Source organism: Enterococcus sp. AZ103 (assembly GCF_051714685.1).
Taxonomy (GTDB): domain Bacteria; phylum Bacillota; class Bacilli; order Lactobacillales; family Enterococcaceae; genus Enterococcus_A; species Enterococcus_A alishanensis.
Window position 1 is genome coordinate 664,907 of sequence record NZ_JBIOSI010000002.1, and the last position, 18,270, is coordinate 683,176.

The following is an 18,270-nucleotide window of genomic DNA, read 5'->3' on the forward strand; positions in this document are numbered from 1 at the left end:
ATCGAGAAAATAGTTACTAGTCAAACTCCATCTGTGCCGTATTAAGATAAAAAAACAACTTTTAGGTGTTTCTAGCATTTTTAAATTTTTAGAGTATTCTTATTTGTCATGCGAACAATGTTTACTATAATTGTTTTGAAGGAATGATTTTCACATGATTAATTATGGAAAAGAACCGGTGTCTGATTACTTTTTAATCGAGATAAAATCCTTTTGTGCTTCTGTTGAATGTGTAGAACGAGGTCTTAATCTACTGACAACTAATTTTTTAGGCCCTTTTTCAGTTGCATTTAACAAATTGTTTACTTTTTTTCCTACTTAGCCCTAGCTAACTTCATCCAACTATTTAGGTTAATCAGTTTCTTCTATCTTTAGTGGATTCTATTTCTTTCTAGCAAGATTTTCAAATAAAACCTCACCACATAAATAGATAAAAAAATTCCCAGTGTATTTATTATTTTTTAAACCCAAACTGGTTGCCAAGTAACGCCGAATTTATCCACGACCCAAGCACATTTGCGTATATTGCCTACACTTTCTGGGCCCATCATTACATTACCTTCTTTTGACAAGGCAGCAAAAATTAAATCAAATTCGGCTTCATCTTGACATTCTAAGTATAGTGAAGAGGACCAATTAAAATCTGGCGCTGGATATTGACTGGCCATATCTAAAAACATGATTTTTTGTCCTAATAACGATAGCATCCCATACATAATACGTTGACCTTCTTCAGCCGGCATGTGAGGATTATCTGTGCCATAGGGTTCTGCCATTACAACTTCTGCTTCCGGTAAATTTTCTGCATAAAATTCAAGAGCAGCCTTGGCTTCACCATTGAAAGTTAAAAATGGAATTACTCGTTGTTCACTCATTATGTTTCCTCCTTCAAATTAAATTTCTATTAGATCAGGTCTACTCAATTATCGAATACCTAAAAAAATTTTGATATGAGCATAGACCTCAACAATTTTTTCTGCTGCATTGATTATTTTTCACTGTCAAAATATTACTAATTCTAACACCTTGCTGAAAAAATCTAGAATCATTTTAATTTTTTAAACTTCTCATAATTGTTTTGGAATAATTCTTGTATCAGAAGTGCACACTCAATTATGTTCTAGATACCCCTAGACTATCAAATGTTTGATAGTAGGATACCTTATAAATTTAGCATATTAATGTTGGATAACAAAATTAAAACCAAAACTATTAGCACTGACAGGGGTGAAGAATTCACTAAGCATGCAGAAATTACTCAAGAATTAAAGGTGTTCAATTTTATTTCACTGATCCTCACGCACCTTGGTAAAGAGGAACAAATGAAAATACAAATGACCTATTAAGAGAATACTTCCCTAAACTAAAAGAAATGGATTCAGTATTTGATGAACAAGTTGAAGAATATGTCTATCGTTTGAACATGCGACTTAGAAAATGTTTAGGTTGGGAAACACCATTTGAAGTATTTTTCAATGAAGTGTTAAATTTGATTTGACAATTCAAGCTTAGAAAGTTCATAGCTTTTTAGCTAGTAATTCTTCTACAAGCTACTCGGTTGTTACGGAGGTGTGATTGAGTTAATTTATGCGCACCATGTATATCTGTTTTCCAACTTGGTAAGGTATCTTGAGCAAGTTGATGTTTAGCAAGATAGGGGTTTAGGCATTAAAAGTAAGATGGTTTTCTTTACAGAATTTATCAATAACTTTTGAATAAACACCGGTAGATTCGTAGATAATGTCTGGTGAATTAGAACAAGAATTAACCATATTTAAAAGATCTTCATTCAGACATTTCGATTCTATTTTCCTATACACGAGCTCGCAACCCCACATAATTTAAACTGATTCAGAAACGAAAGTGAAGAAGCCAGTTTTACGGCAGGATTCTATGAACCATCTTCCGATTCGAGCTTTCTTTCACTTCTACTATATCTTAAGAGGTTATAGCGGTAAGAAAATCCGTCCATTTTTTTACAAACCAATATTAGTATGTTTTGCGAGCTTAAAAATATTCCTGTCAGCAGAAAATCCGTAACCTGGTTAAGGGTTTAATATTGATGAGATTAAAATAGTTTACTACGGTTTAGGATTATCCATTTCACTAAATATAATTCACCTGTTAGATGACGATGTAGAAGTCAGTGATTCTTGAGAATAAATAATAATAAATTGAGCAACATATAGGTTATTAATCAATGAATAAATAAGTTTGAGTAATCTTGGAACTCCTATCGATTTAACCCTTTTCCTAGGAGAATATCTTAAATGATGAATATTTTAATCAAATAGTACTTCAGACTGATAAAAAATATTTAACTCTATGATATTCTATTACTATTAGGTAACTAGTTACCTAATATAGCATAAGTTATATATGCGCGTGATATTAATTCATTTAGGAGGTTTTATGAAAAAAATGGGAATAGCATTAGGTCTTTTATTTGCAATTTCAGGATTAATTATTATGTATGAAAGTATCGATTACTCTCCAGTGAAGAGTGATTTCGAACAGAAGAAAGAAAAAATAATTAGCAGAAAACAAAATCATAGAGATGCTGTTTTTTCTGATGATGAATTAATGAAATATCCAGAAGCTTTAAGAAATTATTTTAGGGTTTGTGGATTCATAGATAAATCTAAAATGACTTATTCGATTGCTAAGTATAAAAATGTCGATTTCATATTGAATACTAAGCAAAAACCGCTAAAAATTGATTATGAAAGAGTAAATGATGGAGTGACTCCGAATGTTTTAGCGTTTATTGATACGAAGTTTTATGGCATTCCTTTTCAAGGGGTTGATTCATACGACGGTAAAGACGGATCTATGAAAGGTGTTTTAGGAAAGAGTATTACTCTTTTTGATGAATCTGGAGAAGACTTTTATACAGGGAGCCTGGTTACTTACTTATCTGAGTGCTTACTGGTACCAACTGCAGCACTTCAAGATTTCATCGCTTGGAAAAAAATTGATAATCATGTGCTTGAAGCAACATTGAAATACAACGGATATGAAGTTAAGGGGAATTTCTATTTTAATGATAAAGGAGAACTTGAAAAATTTACAACGAATGATCGTGTAGCAATTGATTCATCTGGTAAAAAAACACAAGCGGCCTGGAGTGCAATATTTTCTAACTATGTGTCAGAAAATAAAATGAGACACCCGAAGCATCTTAAGGCAATCTGGCATTATGAAACTGGCGATTCTGTCTATTTTGATGGAGAAATGACAACTTTAGAATATGGCTACAAGTAAACAGGGGAGAATCATATGAATGATTTGGTAATGTATGAATCTAAACGAGGAAGTGCTGAAGAATAAGCGAGTCAGTTTTCAAAGAGAAAGAATACTATTGCAATTAGTGATAAACAAATTTCTATAGAAAAATTATTGAGTGTTAAAAATGTATATTAGTTCGGTTATATCAGTTGGTTTAACCTCAATAAATGATAAAAAGAAAATCTTAGAAGTACGTGAGATGATTCGTGAACAAGTCTCTCAAGCAAAGAATTTTCACCTTCGAGGTCGATTATCGAGGGCTAAATTAAGTCTTCTTGAAAAAATACTTTTAAAAAATGCTCAGTAACTTAAAAGATGAAAATTCAAAAACTGAATTGATTAATTCTATTAGAGAGGTTGATTTGGTAAATCTTTCTAATGTTAAAAAAATCAATTATAGAAAATATTGTACAAGTTATTCTTATAGGAAAGGAAGATTACTTTGGAAATTAATGATCTGATTCAGTCCCATCAAGAAACAAGAGATCAGCAGCAACGGGCTATTTTTGCAAGTCTATTTATCATGGAGAATAGACTTCAGACTATTTTTGATAAAACTGATCCTAAAGTCACTTTAAAACAGTTTATGTTACTTGTGATGTTAAAATTTTCTAGCGAAGAAGAAAATACTCTCACTAACATGGGAAACTTGTTGGGATGCTCAAGACAGAATATAAAAAAATTAGCAGTTTCTTTAGAGAAATACGACCTTATAAAAATCCACTCAGATAGTGGTGATAAAAGGAAACTAAAATTATATTTAACAGTTGATGGATTAAAGTATTTTGAGGAGATTTTTTCTTTACATACTCAATCGTTAAATAAACTATTTCACAACTACTCGGATTCTGAATTGCAACTCTTTTTTAAAACCTTAATGAAGCTATACGGAGGGATAGAAAAATTAGAAAATGAATACGCTGAAAAAGGGTAGCATAGGGAATGAAAAGAGTAATGTTCACAGCTATAGGTCTTACTATAATTTTCGGAAGTGTTAGCTGAATGATTGGTTTGTTGTCATTCAATACAAATTGTTATTAGTGTGTTTTTTTAAATGGAGGTAAAATATGAAAAAAAATTTCGGTATGTTAAAAAAAATAATTATTGGGATTATCCTCGTATGCGTATTATGGATTTTATTTAGTAATGTGTCTAAAAAATATGAAGAAAGTAAATATGGTTATCCTGGACAGTTAGTAACTGTTAAAAATGAAAAGTTACATGTATACACGAAAGGAACTGGAACTAATACAATAGTACTGTTACCTGGGCTTGGAACTGCCTCTCCAGTACTTGATTTTGAACCTTTAATCGATGAATTATCTAAAAAAAATAAAGTTGTCGTAGTGGAGCCGCTAGGTTATGGGTGGAGTGATTTAACGGACAGAGAACGATCCGTAGAAAATATAACTTATGAAATACGAGAGGCGATAAAAAAGGTAGGTGTAGATGACCCATTTGTCTTAATGGCCCATTCTTTATCAGGTATATATAGTATGTATTATGCAAATAAGTATCCCAGTGAAATTAAAGGAATTGTAGGAATTGACCCTTCCTTACCACAGACTTTATCCTACTTTAAAGAAACTGCTCCTTCTGTTCCAAATTATATGGGTTATTTAGCACCATTAGGTATGACAAAACTAGCCGTGATGTTAGATGCTAAGGATTATTTACCTATTGCAAAAAAAGGCGTGTATTCTGAAAAAAATTTAATTGAGACTAAAGCTATAACCTCTTGGAAATTAAGTAATAAAACTGTTGTAAACGAGACAAATAGTATCCAATCAAATTCTGAAAAAACACGAAAACTGAACTTTCCAAATGAATTACCTATTTTGATATTTGCAAGAGAAAGAGCAGACGGTAATCAAAATATTCAATTTTATGAAACTCAAATTGAGAATTGTGTGAAAGGTGAGGTAGTTCCTCTAAAAGGACACCATTACTTACATTGGACGAGATATAAAGAAATAACGGAGCAAACTAATTCTTTTTTTGAATAAACTTACTTTGTACAATTGTGATTTAAGGGAACTACCCTCAAAGTTTTTTAATTTTACGATTTGCGCCATTTAACTGAAAGAGACACAATCCGGTTGTGTCTCTTTCAGTTTTTATCAAACACTGAGTTCTATCTACAGTCAAACTTCTACATAATGTACAATGTAGTATAGAGTAATCCATCATGATACTGAATATCATGGAAACCCATTGTTGATGAGGACTGAATTCTTTTTTTATGATTTACTTCACTATATAATCTCATTAAAAAAATAAGAATGATTAATAGCAAATTGAAGTAAAAGTAATAAAGGGATTTCTACTTCAATTTTCTACTGAATTATCCCCCTGTAACTCTAAAACCAACTGGTAATGGATCTGTAGGATCAAGAACCAAGTTATTAAACCCCATAATATTAGCTGTGCCTGAAACTTCAGTTATTACTGCAGGATAATCACCCACGGTTGTTTCATATAGTACTTTTCCTTCCATTGGCGTATCTACAATTGAATTGTTGATTAAAGTCTGATCTTTTTTAAGATCTCCTTTTGCATAATGAATAGCTAGCCGTCCCCCTGTACCAGAGCCTGTTGGACTACGATCAATCTGACCTTCAGCAAAGATACAGACATTTTTAGTAAGGACGTTTTCCCCATCTTGTTTAACTGGTTCATAAAATATTGTGCCATACAACCAATCAATTCCAGGTTCTGTTGGATGAATAAATTTAGTTTTTGCCCAAACTTTTCTTTTAATTTCCATTCCTATTCGAACTAAATCATCAGCATTTTCAGGAGATACATCCATACCTAACTGTGTCACATCAACATAGACATAAAAAGCTCCACAATAAGCGATATCACCAATTATTTCTCCATAACCCTCCACATCACAAGTGACATTTTCTTGATAAACGAAGCAGGGAACATTTTGGAAACTAACTTTTGTCACTGCATCATCTTTAACTTCTGCAAAACAATCAATTCGACCCGCTGGTGCATCAATTTTTATATGATTTGAGCCTTACTTGTAGTCAATCCAATTCATTTCAATCGCCGTTTTCGATAAAGAAATAACGGCGTGTCCACACATAGAACTCAATCCCTCATTGTGAGTGAAAAGTACCGCAAAATCACCGTCTTCAGTTACCGGGTCGCACAAAATACAGCCATACATGCCACTATGTCCTCGAGGTTCTAACATAATCATTTTTCGAATATCATCAAGATTTTCTAAGACATATTTTCGTTTTTCTAATATTGTATCTCCTGGGATTTTTGGAAAACCGGAAGTCACGATTCGTAGCGCCTCTCCTCCAGTGTGAGTATCTACACATTGAATATAGTTTTTAAAGTTCATCATGGACTATCTCTCCTAATTTAATTTGAATTTTTTTCATTCATTTTTTTAAAAATCGCCTGGGAAGCAAATAAATCTTGTGCCGCAATCCCCACCGTTTTAAAGAAAATGATTTCTTCTTGATTTTCTCGACCGACTAATTCACCTTTTATCACTGCACCAATATCTCCCGTAAAATCTTCTTTGGTAACGATTCCATTACTTAGTGGAATTAAAATATCACCTGCTTCTGAAAGAACAGCTTCCTCAGAATCAAAATAGATTTTATTTGCGCTCTTGACTAATTCAGCAGGAACTTCTTGTAATTGTGGTTGATAAGAACCGATACCAGAAATTAGTGCCCCCTGTTTGACTTTTTCAGCATTGAAGACGGGTTTGGTTGAAGGAGTAACTGTTACAATAATATCTGCGTCACTAATAGCTTGGTCAGAATTTTGAACAGCCCTGATATCAATCGTCGTATTCAATTCTTTTTTCATCGTTTCAACGAATTTTTTTGCTCGATCAAAATTTAAATCACTTACGCGAATTTCTTTTAGATCTGCTGCTACGGTCATCGCTTCTAGTTGCGTTGCTGCTTGCCCACCGGTGCCAATCAGTGCTCCGATTGTTGCTTCTTTTCGAGCTAAATATTTGATAGCTACACCAGTTGCCGCACCTGTTCGAAGTTGGGTAACATAATTTCCATCCAGTAATGCATTAAAGAGACCTGTTTTCGTATCCATTACTAAAATCTGTGCATTAATTGAAGATAAGCCGTTGTCAATGTTTCCGGGAAACATGTTTAGAACTTTCACACAAGACGCATCATAATCAGCACAGTATGCCGGCATACATAAAAATGTGCCTTTTTTTTCAGCGGTCTGAATCTGAGTTCTTAATGGTACTTCAACTTTACCTTCATAGAAGTACAGAAAGGCATCTTCAACCGTGGCAATACAATCCTTCATTGAAAAAAATTGTTTTATCTCTTCTTTTGTTAATATCTCCATAAAATTCCTCCTTTTTAACAACTAATTTACTAAGAAAGTAGTGGTATAATGATTTAAAAAGTGTGTCTGGTGTTTACGCACTTATCATAGCACCTAAAAAAAATTTTAAACAATCAAATTATTGAAGGGAACCTTCAATAATATTGATTACAGAGGGGTATATACTTTGGATACTGGAAATTGGAGGATTATTAGGAAAGTCATTGAGAAGGGAAATTTAACTGATGCTTCTATTGATTTAAACATTAGTGCATCAGGAATTAGCTATACTATCAAGAAAATAGAAGCTGAAATTGGATTTCCTTTATTTATCCGTCATCGAAGTGGCATGTCATTAACAACAAATGGGAAAGAATTATTACCTCAGATTGATAGTCTGCTTCAAGCGGAAGAACAATTTGATGATACACTTTTAAAGATTAATAAAATTGCAAATGGAAATCTTATAATCGGAACATACAAAAGCATATCAATCAATTGGCTACCTAAAATATTAAATAATTTCTTTGAAGAGTACCCCAAAGTAAACGTGAATATTAAACAAGGATCCAGTGAACGGATTGAAAAAAGTTTAAAAGCAAACTCAATTGACTTTGCTTTTACTTCCTACCGCAATCGTTCTGATTTTGAATGGATTGATTTAGTTCAAGATCCATTATTAGTTGTTTTGCCTTTAAATCATCCTTATAAGGACATGAAAGCAATCCCGCTAAAAGTGTTAAAAGAAAATAAATTTATTGGCTCTTCTGTAAATTACGAATATGATATTAACCGAATTCTACGAGAGAACAATGTATCAAACCAGCATGTCAATGTATCCACTAACGATGAAGAAACAATTTTGGAAATGGTCAAACAAAACTTAGGTTTGGGGTTACTTTTTAAAAGCTATATCGACCATAAACATGTGACAGATTTACTAGTTAAACCAACCGAACCCTTAATTCACAGGAGATTAGGAATTGCTGTTCGTAAAAGCCAACTAGAATTACCAATTATACAAAATTTTATTCAATCTTCTAAAAAGGTAATTATTTAGAAAAACTAAAAAATAATTATGAAAATCGGAAAAAGAGAAAAATTTCTTTAAAGAAGTAAATGTATTGAATTTAAGTAATGTAGGTAGCCTATCTGTGATTTATGTTTTAATTATTAACTAAGTGTTACCATAAAACCTAATTGTCCAATATGGTATCAAAGCTAAAAAAAGCCGAATCTAAGATAAGGTACGCATAAGGGATAAAAATCGCTAAGCGTAATAGTGTTTATAAAAGACGACTGAAATTAATTGGACCTGAATGCTAAAAATCTCGGCGGCGTGCAGTTTATAGAAATATTGTTGACGAATTAGAAAAGTTGCTAAAGAATACAGCGTGACTTATTAAATTGTTTACAGCAACAAAGAAGACTACATTCCTAGTTAGTAAGAATGTAGTCTTCTTTGTTGCTTCTTTTTGACATACAAAAACTTTCTATAAAAGTAGATTTGAAATTTTTTCTCTATTCTTCTCTACTTTACTGAGAGCGTCTCGGAGTCATTTTCTGTGTACTTGTTTAAGATTAAATAAATAACTAATATCTAAAAAAGTGATTGTTAACCTCCAGATTTTTATGATGTAAGGTTATATTATTTTTTAGCCACATAAAACAGTTAGAAAAGGGATTGTTGAGACATTCATCAAGGCGTGCCTAAAGCTTTAAGGAAAACTTAAAAAAATTTTTTCCGCCTAGTTTTCTCTGGCTAAAATCGGTATATTTGAAAAACGTTATTAAAAAAGGAGGAGCAACTATGAAGGATGTTAACTGGAATGGCTTATCTAAAAATGAGGTTGATAAGCAACAAGAACAGTATGGGAAAAACCGTTTAGAACAACAAAAGAAAGAACCATTCTATAAAAAAATACTCCATATTTTATTAGAGCCGATGTTCCTATTACTGGTCATTGCTGCTCTAATTTATTTTTTTTTAGGGGAACCAAAAGATGGTTTGATTATGCTGACTTTTGTGGTGGTTATTATTGCCATTGAAATTTATCAGGAGTGGAAAACGGATAAGACACTAGCTGCTTTAAAGGACTTGTCTGCACCAAAAATCAATGTGATTCGTGGTGGCGAAACTATTGAAATACTAAGTGAAGAATTAGTTCCAGATGATCTCATGTTAATTGAAGAAGGTGTCAAAATTCCGGCAGATGGCTATGTTGTCAAAGCCAACGATTTACGAATCAATGAATCCTCTTTAACTGGAGAAGCTGAGGCGGTCTGGAAAAAAGTAGCGACTCAAAAAGAAAAACAAACAGAAGATTATTGGCGAGAGGATTATGTTTACAGTGGAACGCTAGTCACAACTGGTAGTGCCACAATTTTAGTTGACGAAACTGGCTCACAAACCGAATATGGGAAAATTGGGAAACACTTAGCCGTCGCTCCGTCTGAAAAATCGCCATTGGATAAACAAATTGATAAGTTAGTCAAAGTGTGTGCCATCATTGCGTTTGTCTTGTTATTCTTAGTTGCGATAGTGTCATTTTTCAACGATAGTGACTTGGCGTTTACGAATCGTATTATTCAAAGTATTCTCTCTGGTATCACGATTGCTATGGCTATGATTCCAGAAGAGTTTCCAGTAGTCTTAACAGTATTTTTATCTATGGGTGCTTGGCGCTTAGCTAAGAAACAATCCCTTATTCGTAAACTCCCAGCGGTTGAAACAATGGGTGCAGTATCCTTACTAGCGGTTGATAAAACAGGAACTATTACTGAAAATAAAATGAGTGTTCAAAAAATATGGACAGTTGCGAGTCAAGAGGAGAAGCGTTTGAATGAAATCATGGGGTTGGCTTGTGAAACAGACCCTTATGATCCCATGGAAAAAGCAATTCTAGACTATGATGCAGCACATGGCTGGCTAAAAGAAACCCTCTTTGAAAAAGATTTGATGACGGAATACCCCTTCACGGATGAACTAAAAATGATGGGTCATGTCTGGCAATATAATGAAAAGAAGATTGTGATTGCAGTTAAAGGTTCACCTGAGAGTGTTTTAGATATTTCTGATTTATCAGAATTAGAAAAGGCAGATATTCAAGCAACAATTGCTGATTATGGGAAAAAAGGGTTGCGGGTTTTAGGTGTAGCTGAACAACAAGTAACCAACTATTCTGAGGTTCCAGAAAATATGGAAGATCTTCACTTGACCTTCCTAGGACTTGTTGGTTTGGCCGATCCCCCACGCCAAGGAGTCCAAGAAGATATCCGCCTTTGTCAAACAGCAGGAATAAAAGTTGTCATGATTACAGGAGATAACGGAATTACGGCTAGTGCGATTGCTTCTCAGGTAGGGATTGAGAACGCAGAGAATTATTTAACAGGTGCAGAGATAGATCAATTAACTACCGAGGAATTAGCAAAAAAAGTAAAAGATGTAAATATCTTTTCTCGTGTCACACCAGAACATAAAATGAAAATTATTCAAGCTTTTAAGCAGAATGGCGAGGTCGTAGCTATGACGGGAGATGGTGTGAATGATGCGCCAGCACTTAAATATGCTGATATTGGCATTGCTATGGGAAAGAATGGTTCGGAGGTTTCCCGAGAAGCTGCAGATTTAATTTTAATGGATGATAATTTTTCAACTATAGTGAATACGGTTAAAGATGGTCGTAGAATTTACGACAATATAAAAAAAGCGATCGGCTATATTTTTGTTATTCATATTCCAATTGCATTGGCTGCATTAGTGGGTCCGTTACTAGGTATACCGCAAGTCGCACTATTACTATTGCCAACCCATGTCGTTTTATTAGAATTGGTGATTGATCCAACGTGTTCTGTTGTTTTGGAAAGACAACTAAGTGAACCTGATATTATGGATCGTCCGCCAAGAAGTACTGAAGACAGCCTTTTGTCAAAAGGCTTGTTGTTAAAAAGTTTGATTCAAGGACTCGTGATCTTTCTGGCAACCTTTAGCGTTTACTATTTTACTCTACAGCAAGATCCAAGTAATGATGAATTGGCTCGTACAATGGGGCTAGCCGTATTAGTAATTGCGAATATTTTCCTTGTTCAGGTGAATAGTTCAGATAGGTCTCTTGGTATCCAAACTTTCTTAAAATTAAGACATGATAAAGTCATTTGGGGAATTTTGGGAGGGACAGTGTCAATTTTACTCCTACTCGTCTATTCTCCAATGAATAGATTTTTAGATTTGGCACCTCTCTCAGGTAGCCAATTGTTTCTTTGTTTCATCTTAGGAATGGTTTCAGTTTGCTGGTATGATCTGGTTAAATTATTGCGGTTTCATCCACTATCAAAATCGGAAAAGCTTTCTGAATAACTGAAGGTAATCTACCAAAAGTACCAATCATGGAATTGTGGTTGGCACTTTTTATGAGTTCTAAAGCATGAGAGAAACACAGAAAGTTCATTTTACGATTTCTTTCAGTTCTTTAATTATGCTTTTAATCGATTCATTTGGAAGAAAATGAGGACGATTGTTATAATGCGTCTTCTCTAGAAGATTTAGAAGGCGCATTATGGTACAAATTGCTCTTAGAAATGATATTGATAAAGTTGTAACTAGAAATTTCAAAGATTTTGAAGTTAGTGATATGATTGTCTACTCTCCAGATGAAATCATTGGGGAAAAATAAGTAAAATTTGATAAATTGATTTTTATTGATAGCCAAAAAGAAACTATTTCCTCGTACTATTAGTAGTAATCACTAATGAATCAATTTAACTTTCAAATTAGCATAATGAGAACTCCCAAAAGCCAGCTCTTTTACATAGAGTTGGCTATTTATTTTGCATAATCACTTCATCTCAAGTAGTAAAATATTTCCCATTTGAAACATACTGGACAGCACCTTTTTTTTAATTAAAAATCTTATATTTATATCATTTATCTTTCCATCGATTTATGGGAATTTTCCCGGAAAATTGACACTTGTACCAATAATAAAGACTGCTTCCCAGTTCCTTGTCAAAGTATTGTTTTGCAATTGATTTGCCCATAAACTACAAATTGTAAACGATAACAAAAGAAATTTTTTATAAAAGGAGATCATTATTATGGGGTTAGTATTAGCAAGAATCGATCAACGTTTAATTCATGGAATTGTGGTGACACAGTGGGCGGGTGCCACTAAAGCAAAGCGTTTGATGGTAGTAGATGATGAAGTTAGTAAAGATGAAGTGCAAAAAGCTGCTATGAGAATGAGTAAACCTGCAGGAACTGGGATGTCAATTATTGATACAGAAACAGCTATTACCAATTTTAACAGTGGTAAATATGATAATCATAATGTTTTCATGATTGTTCGAGAACCAGAAACTTTATTACGTTTGATTGAAGGCGGCGTAAAGATTCCTAAAGTTAATATCGGTATTATGTTTGATGGTGATGGGAAAAAAACTGTGAAGAAAATGGTTTCTGTTGATCAAAAAGAAATTGCTGATTTGAAAAAAATAGAAGCTGATGGTGTGCCGGTAACTTTTCATTTTGTTCCTGGAGATCCTGAAGAGAGCTTAGAAACATATATTAAATAGATGAGGAGAAAATCTTATGGAAACTATTCAAGGAATTTTGATTGTTGGATTATCAATCTGGATGGTATGGGATCAACAAGGTTTAGTAATAACAACTTGGTTCCCAATAATGGTAGCACTTTTTGCAGGAATCATTATGGGGGATATGCAGACAGCAATGGTTATTGGTGGCACTTTTCAGTTAATGGCCTTAGGCGTGGCTAATATTGGCGGATCTTCTGTTCCCAACTGGGGATTAGCTGCTCTAGTCGGGATTTATGTAGCAATTCGAACGACAAATAATATTGAAGAAGCAAAGGCTGTTGCTTTAGCGGTGGGTGTTCCAGTAGGTATGTTGGGAATTCAATTAGACGTTTTAGCAAAAATATTAAATACTTACGTGACTCACGCGGCACAAAATGTGGCAAATAAAATGAACTTTAAAAAGATGAATCGTATTTTATGGTTGGGTCCAGTCATTTTTGGTTTGAGTACAGCTTTGCCAACTGCTTTATGTGTAATTTTCGGTGATCGTATCATCAATTTAATTTTGGATTTTGTTCCTAAATGGTTCACTGATGGCTTGTCAATTGCTGGAAGCATGTTACCAGTAGTCGGGATTGCCCTATTGTTACAGGTGATGCCAGTTAAAAAATATTTGACTATGTTGTTAATTGGTTTTGTATTGGCAGCTTACTTAAAATTACCAATTTTAGGTGTGTCAATTATTGGTTTTGCATTGGCCTATTATTTCTTCACTACTGAAATGAAAAAAAGTAATACCTCAGAGTTAGCCACTGAAACAGGTGTTGTTGATGAAGGAGATGAATTTGATGAATAATCTGAATAAAAAGTTGACGAAAAAAGATATCAATCGAGCAGCATTTCGTTACATGTTTATGGCTTGTAATATATTTAATTATGAGAACCAACAAGGACCGGCTGTCGTATATGGACTAGAAAAAGCTTTGCGTAAAATCCATCCTAACGACGAAGACTATGTAGCATCTTTGAATAACCAATTTAAGTATTTTAATACTACTACTTGGATGGCCAATTTATTATTAGGTGCAAGTTTGGCAATGGAAGAAAATGATGGTATTGATTCATTAGATGCAGTTCAAAACTTTAAAACTGGGATGATGGGACCATTAGCTGGTGTAGGGGACACTTTGGTTTGGGTTTTATATCCAACTATTATGGGTTCAATTGCGGCTTATATGGGGCTTGAAGGGAATCCAACAGGAGCAGTTATCTGGTTGGTCTTAAATATCTTCTTTTTACTTTTCCGGTTTAAATTATTTTCAATTGGGTACACTTCCGGAATTAAGCTAGTGACTGTTTTAGGCGCTAAAATTTCTGTATTTACTGAAGCAGCATCGATTATGGGCCTTACAGTAGTGGGAGCCTTAATCCCATCAGTTGTTAAAATAAATGTCGGTTTGGTTTTTAAATCAGGAAAAGTTAAGTTACCGATTCAGTCTCAAATTTTAGATAGTATTATGCCAGCTTTGTTACCAGCTTTATTGACTTTTGCAGTCTATAAATTAATTACTTCGAAAAAGATGAGTGTGATTCAAATAATTTTTTCCATAATTATTTTAGCCTTGATTCTTTCTTTCTTCGGTGTTTTGGCGGTTTAAAATTTAGTTCAAATTATATTTTAAAAGGAGCATTTTATGCGGAAAATTATTTTAGCTAGCCATCATAATCTGGCCAAAGGGATGAAAGAAACTTTAGAATATATCATGCCTAATCTTGGAGATGTCACAACAATTGCTGCCTATACAGCAAATACACCAGTTGATCAGGAAATTGATAGCGCTTTGGCTGATCTTACAGATACAGATGAAGCAATTATTTTCACTGATCTTTTAGGAGGATCGGTCAATCAAAATTTCATTAGATATCTAAGTTTGCCGAATATTCATGTCATTACTGGAATGAATTTACCGGTAATTATGGCTTGTTTATTACCTCTGGGTGAAGAGGCAATTGATCCAGAGAACTTACGACAAGGAATTATAGAAGGACAAGAACAAATTATTTATGTAAATGATTTTTTAACAGAACAAACAATTGATGAGGAGGATGAATAATGGCTGTTGAATGGTGGAAGAGCAGTGTTGTGTATCAAGTGTATCCCCTGAGTTTTAAAGACAGCAATAATGATGGGATTGGAGATTTCCAAGGGATTATTGAAAAACTTCCCTATTTGGCTAATTTAGGAATTGATGTTATTTGGTTGAATCCGATTTTTGAATCCCCCTTAGTTGATAACGGATATGATATTTCGGATTACGAAAAAATATTGCCTCAATATGGCACGATGGCTGATTTTCAAGAACTATTAAATAAAGCCCATGAATTCAATATAAAAATTATTTTGGATTTGGTAGTGAATCATACTAGCGATTTGCATCATTGGTTTATTGAATCTAAAAAAGATCGTAAAAATGACTATGCTGACTACTATATTTGGAAAGATCCTAAACCCGATGGATCGGCACCAAATAATTGGGGATCAACTTTTGGTGGTCCAGCTTGGGAATATGTAGAAAGTCGTAATCAATACTATCTTCATTGTTTTGCTAAAGAACAGCCGGATTTAAATTGGGAAAGTGAAACTGTCAGACAAGAGATTTATCAAATGATGCGAAAATGGTTTGAGTTGGGAATTGATGGTTTTCGGATGGATGTCATCAGCTTAATCAGTAAGGACCCTGCTTATCCAGATGCGTCTCAAACTTTAGCATATACAAAATCATACTATGCAGGCGCTTCTAACGGTCCTAGAGTTCACGAATTTTTGCAGGAAATGAATCACGAAGTTTTAAGTGATTTTGATGTTATGACAGTGGGGGAAACGCCGAATACAAACAGCACCCAAGCTCAACTATATACTTTTCCTGAAAGAAAAGAACTAGACATGGTTTTCCATTTTGATCATATGCATTTGGATTACGGAAAGTATGGAAAGTTTTCAGATATTCGATTTAAGTTAAGTGATTTGAAAAAAGTCTTAACCGAGTGGCAAAATAAATTAGCCAATGGTTGGAATTCATTATACTGGAGCAATCATGATCAACCGCGAGCTGTGACTCGATTTGGTGACGATGGTATTTATCGAGAAACTTCAGCGAAAATGCTAGCAACTTTGCTTCATATGATGAAGGGAACACCTTTTATTTTTCAAGGTGAAGAAATCGGAATGAAAAACGTTCCCTTTACTGAAATTGAGGAATATCAAGATATTGAAACTAAATATTTTTACCAAGAAATGCTGGTAGCAGGGGAATCTGAGGAATATATTAAACAGTCGGTTTATTTAAAATCACGGGATAACGCTCGTACACCCATGCCATGGAATGGTGAGTCTGACAGTGGTTTTTCAAAGGCAAAACCTTGGATTGACTATTCGCCAGACAATCAGACGATCAATGTTCAAAAAGCTTTGCAGGATGAAAATTCTATTTTTTACTACTACAAGAAACTAATTGCTTTAAGAAAAGCATATCCGATTATTCAGTTGGGTGAGTATCAATTGATTAATGAGGAGGACTCAGCAGTTTATAGTTACTTGAGAAAATATCAAGGAGAAACTTTATTAGTGCTATGTTCTTTTAGTCCAGATACAGTTAATGTTGAGATTCCAAAAGATTTAGTAGAAAAAAATGGTGAGAAATTAATCGGAAACTATCCAGAAAAAATCGAAACGCTTTCCAAAACAATGCCTCTACGTCCTTACGAAGCAGTCGTTTTTCTTTTAAAATAATCAGTTTTAAAACTATCGGAGATTGTTTGATTTCTGATAGTTTTTTCTTTAGTATTAAGAAGACAGGAGGCTTTTTTGATGAATTTCGACCAACATATTAAAATTAATTTTGAAAAATTGTCTAAAAATGAACAAGAGATGATTTATTATATCCTCAATCATAAGACTGAAGTAATCACACTTTCCATAAATGAATTAGGAAACAAGCTACTATCTTCAAAAAGTTCTGTTTTGCGATTAGCAAAAAAAATAGGTTTTAGAGGGTTCTCAGAAATGAAATACTCGATCGAACAATCTTTACTTCAAACAACGATTGCACCGACTGATTTAGTAGCTACTCTACAAAAAGAAATTGATCAAACGTTCCAATATGCTAGCCAAACTAATTTTCAACCACTATTGGATAAAATTAAACAAGCCAATCAACTTTATCTGTACGCAACCGGTTTTACTCAAAATAATTATACAAAAGATTTTTCTAACGATCTTTTTCTATCGGGGAGACCTAATTATTTAATTTCTGGTGAGACTAATTTTGAAATGATTAGCCAAACACTTACGGCTGATGATTTAGTTATTGTTACTTCATTGAGTGGCAATACACCAGCTATTAAAAATGCTATAAAAAACCTGCAATTAATTAAGGTGCCGATTTGTTCCGTTACTTTTTTTGGGAAAAACTTTTTGAGTGATGCGGCAGACTATCAACTTTATTACGAAACCAGTGAATTACCCAGTCCCATGGTTACTGGAAGTTACTCTATGGTAGGATTAAATATTATCTTAACCATTTTAGCACGAAAATTTCGAGAATATATTTTGTTTGATGAATAGACGAAAATTAGAAATATTCTCGTAAATGTTGTTGATACTACTAAAATTTAATTGCTTTTCTTTTTTTCATATAATTTGACCTGTGATTAAATACTTAGTTATCAACTATCTGGATGGCGATCTCCAATAACTATTGCATTATAAATTCGCTCTCTGTCTAGAAAATTGAATAATATAGTATTTGGTAACAAAAGTGAATGCACAATATTATATATACATCTAGGATCTGGTAATAAAAAATTCATGTCTCAATTTAACTGTTAACTGGCGCAATATTTAGGTCTATTTGACATAGAAGTAAACATTATTTTATAAAGCCTACTTTCATTAAAAAAGTAGGCTCTTTATTTTGCATAAATCACGTTCATTCTAGTGCTTTTTTTGATAACTATACTGGGTTGGTATTCTATAAGGTCTTTCTTAATTACTTTCTGTTTTCTTTAAACTGTTTTATTTCATTTTCTATGAAAACTTCCAGTTTAACTTTT

The 18,270-nt window shown here is 33.5% G+C and carries 13 protein-coding genes and 2 pseudogenes; 12 read left to right on the plus strand and 3 right to left on the minus strand.

Translation table 11 applies throughout. The features are described from left to right. Positions 1–154: 154 nt before the first annotated feature. Positions 155–271: pseudogene (locus tag ID741_RS17870) on the plus strand (type VI secretion protein ImpB); the annotation flags it as partial. Between the two features lie 190 nt (positions 272–461). Here the strand turns inward: ID741_RS17870 and ID741_RS17875 are convergent. Then, positions 462–875, minus strand: coding sequence for a VOC family protein (locus ID741_RS17875; protein WP_438721042.1), 414 nt, complete (start codon positions 873–875; stop codon positions 462–464). A 1,537-nt stretch (positions 876–2,412) separates the two neighbouring features. Between ID741_RS17875 and ID741_RS17880 the strand changes: the two genes are divergently transcribed. From ID741_RS17880 to ID741_RS17890, 3 genes are all read left to right on the plus strand, one after another. Next, positions 2,413–3,264: a DUF6544 family protein gene (locus tag ID741_RS17880; protein ID WP_438721043.1), complete on the plus strand. Its 852-nt coding sequence runs from the start codon at positions 2,413–2,415 to the stop codon at positions 3,262–3,264. Positions 3,265–3,730: 466 nt separating this feature from the next. Then, complete coding sequence (locus ID741_RS17885; protein WP_218327328.1) at positions 3,731–4,222, plus strand: MarR family winged helix-turn-helix transcriptional regulator; 492 nt, start codon at positions 3,731–3,733, stop codon at positions 4,220–4,222. 133 nt (positions 4,223–4,355) lie between these two features. Further along, positions 4,356–5,294, plus strand: a complete 939-nt coding sequence (locus tag ID741_RS17890; protein WP_438721044.1) for an alpha/beta fold hydrolase — start codon at positions 4,356–4,358, stop codon at positions 5,292–5,294. 338 nt (positions 5,295–5,632) lie between these two features. Here the strand turns inward: ID741_RS17890 and ID741_RS17895 are convergent. Beyond that, positions 5,633–6,655, minus strand: a pseudogene (locus ID741_RS17895) (proline racemase family protein). Positions 6,656–6,672: 17 nt separating this feature from the next. Continuing rightward, entirely contained in the window at positions 6,673–7,644 is a 972-nt protein-coding gene (locus ID741_RS17900; protein ID WP_438721045.1) for an ornithine cyclodeaminase family protein, read from the minus strand. Between the two features lie 166 nt (positions 7,645–7,810). Here ID741_RS17900 and ID741_RS17905 point away from each other — a divergent pair, with 166 nt between their 5' ends. The 8 genes from ID741_RS17905 to ID741_RS17940 all read left to right on the plus strand — a co-directional run bounded on the left by ID741_RS17905 (position 7,811) and on the right by ID741_RS17940 (position 17,782). Continuing rightward, positions 7,811–8,683, plus strand: coding sequence for a LysR family transcriptional regulator (locus ID741_RS17905; protein ID WP_438721046.1), 873 nt, complete (start codon positions 7,811–7,813; stop codon positions 8,681–8,683). Between the two features lie 750 nt (positions 8,684–9,433). After that, on the plus strand, positions 9,434–11,980 hold the full coding sequence (locus tag ID741_RS17910; RefSeq protein ID WP_438721047.1) for a cation-translocating P-type ATPase: 2,547 nt from the start codon (positions 9,434–9,436) through the stop codon (positions 11,978–11,980). A 737-nt stretch (positions 11,981–12,717) separates the two neighbouring features. Then, a complete protein-coding gene (locus ID741_RS17915) occupies positions 12,718–13,194 on the plus strand; it encodes a PTS system mannose/fructose/N-acetylgalactosamine-transporter subunit IIB (RefSeq protein ID WP_218327324.1) in 477 nt (158 codons plus the stop codon). Positions 13,195–13,210: 16 nt separating this feature from the next. Further along, on the plus strand, positions 13,211–14,014 hold the full coding sequence (locus tag ID741_RS17920) for a PTS mannose/fructose/sorbose/N-acetylgalactosamine transporter subunit IIC (protein ID WP_218327323.1): 804 nt from the start codon (positions 13,211–13,213) through the stop codon (positions 14,012–14,014). Continuing rightward, positions 14,007–14,816 (plus strand): PTS system mannose/fructose/sorbose family transporter subunit IID, encoded by an 810-nt coding sequence (locus tag ID741_RS17925; protein ID WP_438721048.1) that lies wholly within the window; start codon positions 14,007–14,009, stop codon positions 14,814–14,816. Before ID741_RS17920 ends, ID741_RS17925 begins: the two co-directional genes overlap by 8 nt. Positions 14,817–14,852: 36 nt before the next feature. Next, a complete protein-coding gene (locus tag ID741_RS17930) occupies positions 14,853–15,272 on the plus strand; it encodes a PTS sugar transporter subunit IIA (RefSeq protein WP_438721049.1) in 420 nt (139 codons plus the stop codon). Further along, a complete protein-coding gene (locus ID741_RS17935; RefSeq protein WP_438721050.1) occupies positions 15,272–16,948 on the plus strand; it encodes a glycoside hydrolase family 13 protein in 1,677 nt (558 codons plus the stop codon). Before ID741_RS17930 ends, ID741_RS17935 begins: the two co-directional genes overlap by 1 nt. 78 nt (positions 16,949–17,026) lie before the next feature. Further along, positions 17,027–17,782, plus strand: a complete 756-nt coding sequence (locus ID741_RS17940; protein WP_438721051.1) for a MurR/RpiR family transcriptional regulator — start codon at positions 17,027–17,029, stop codon at positions 17,780–17,782. Positions 17,783–18,270: the final 488 nt, after the last annotated feature.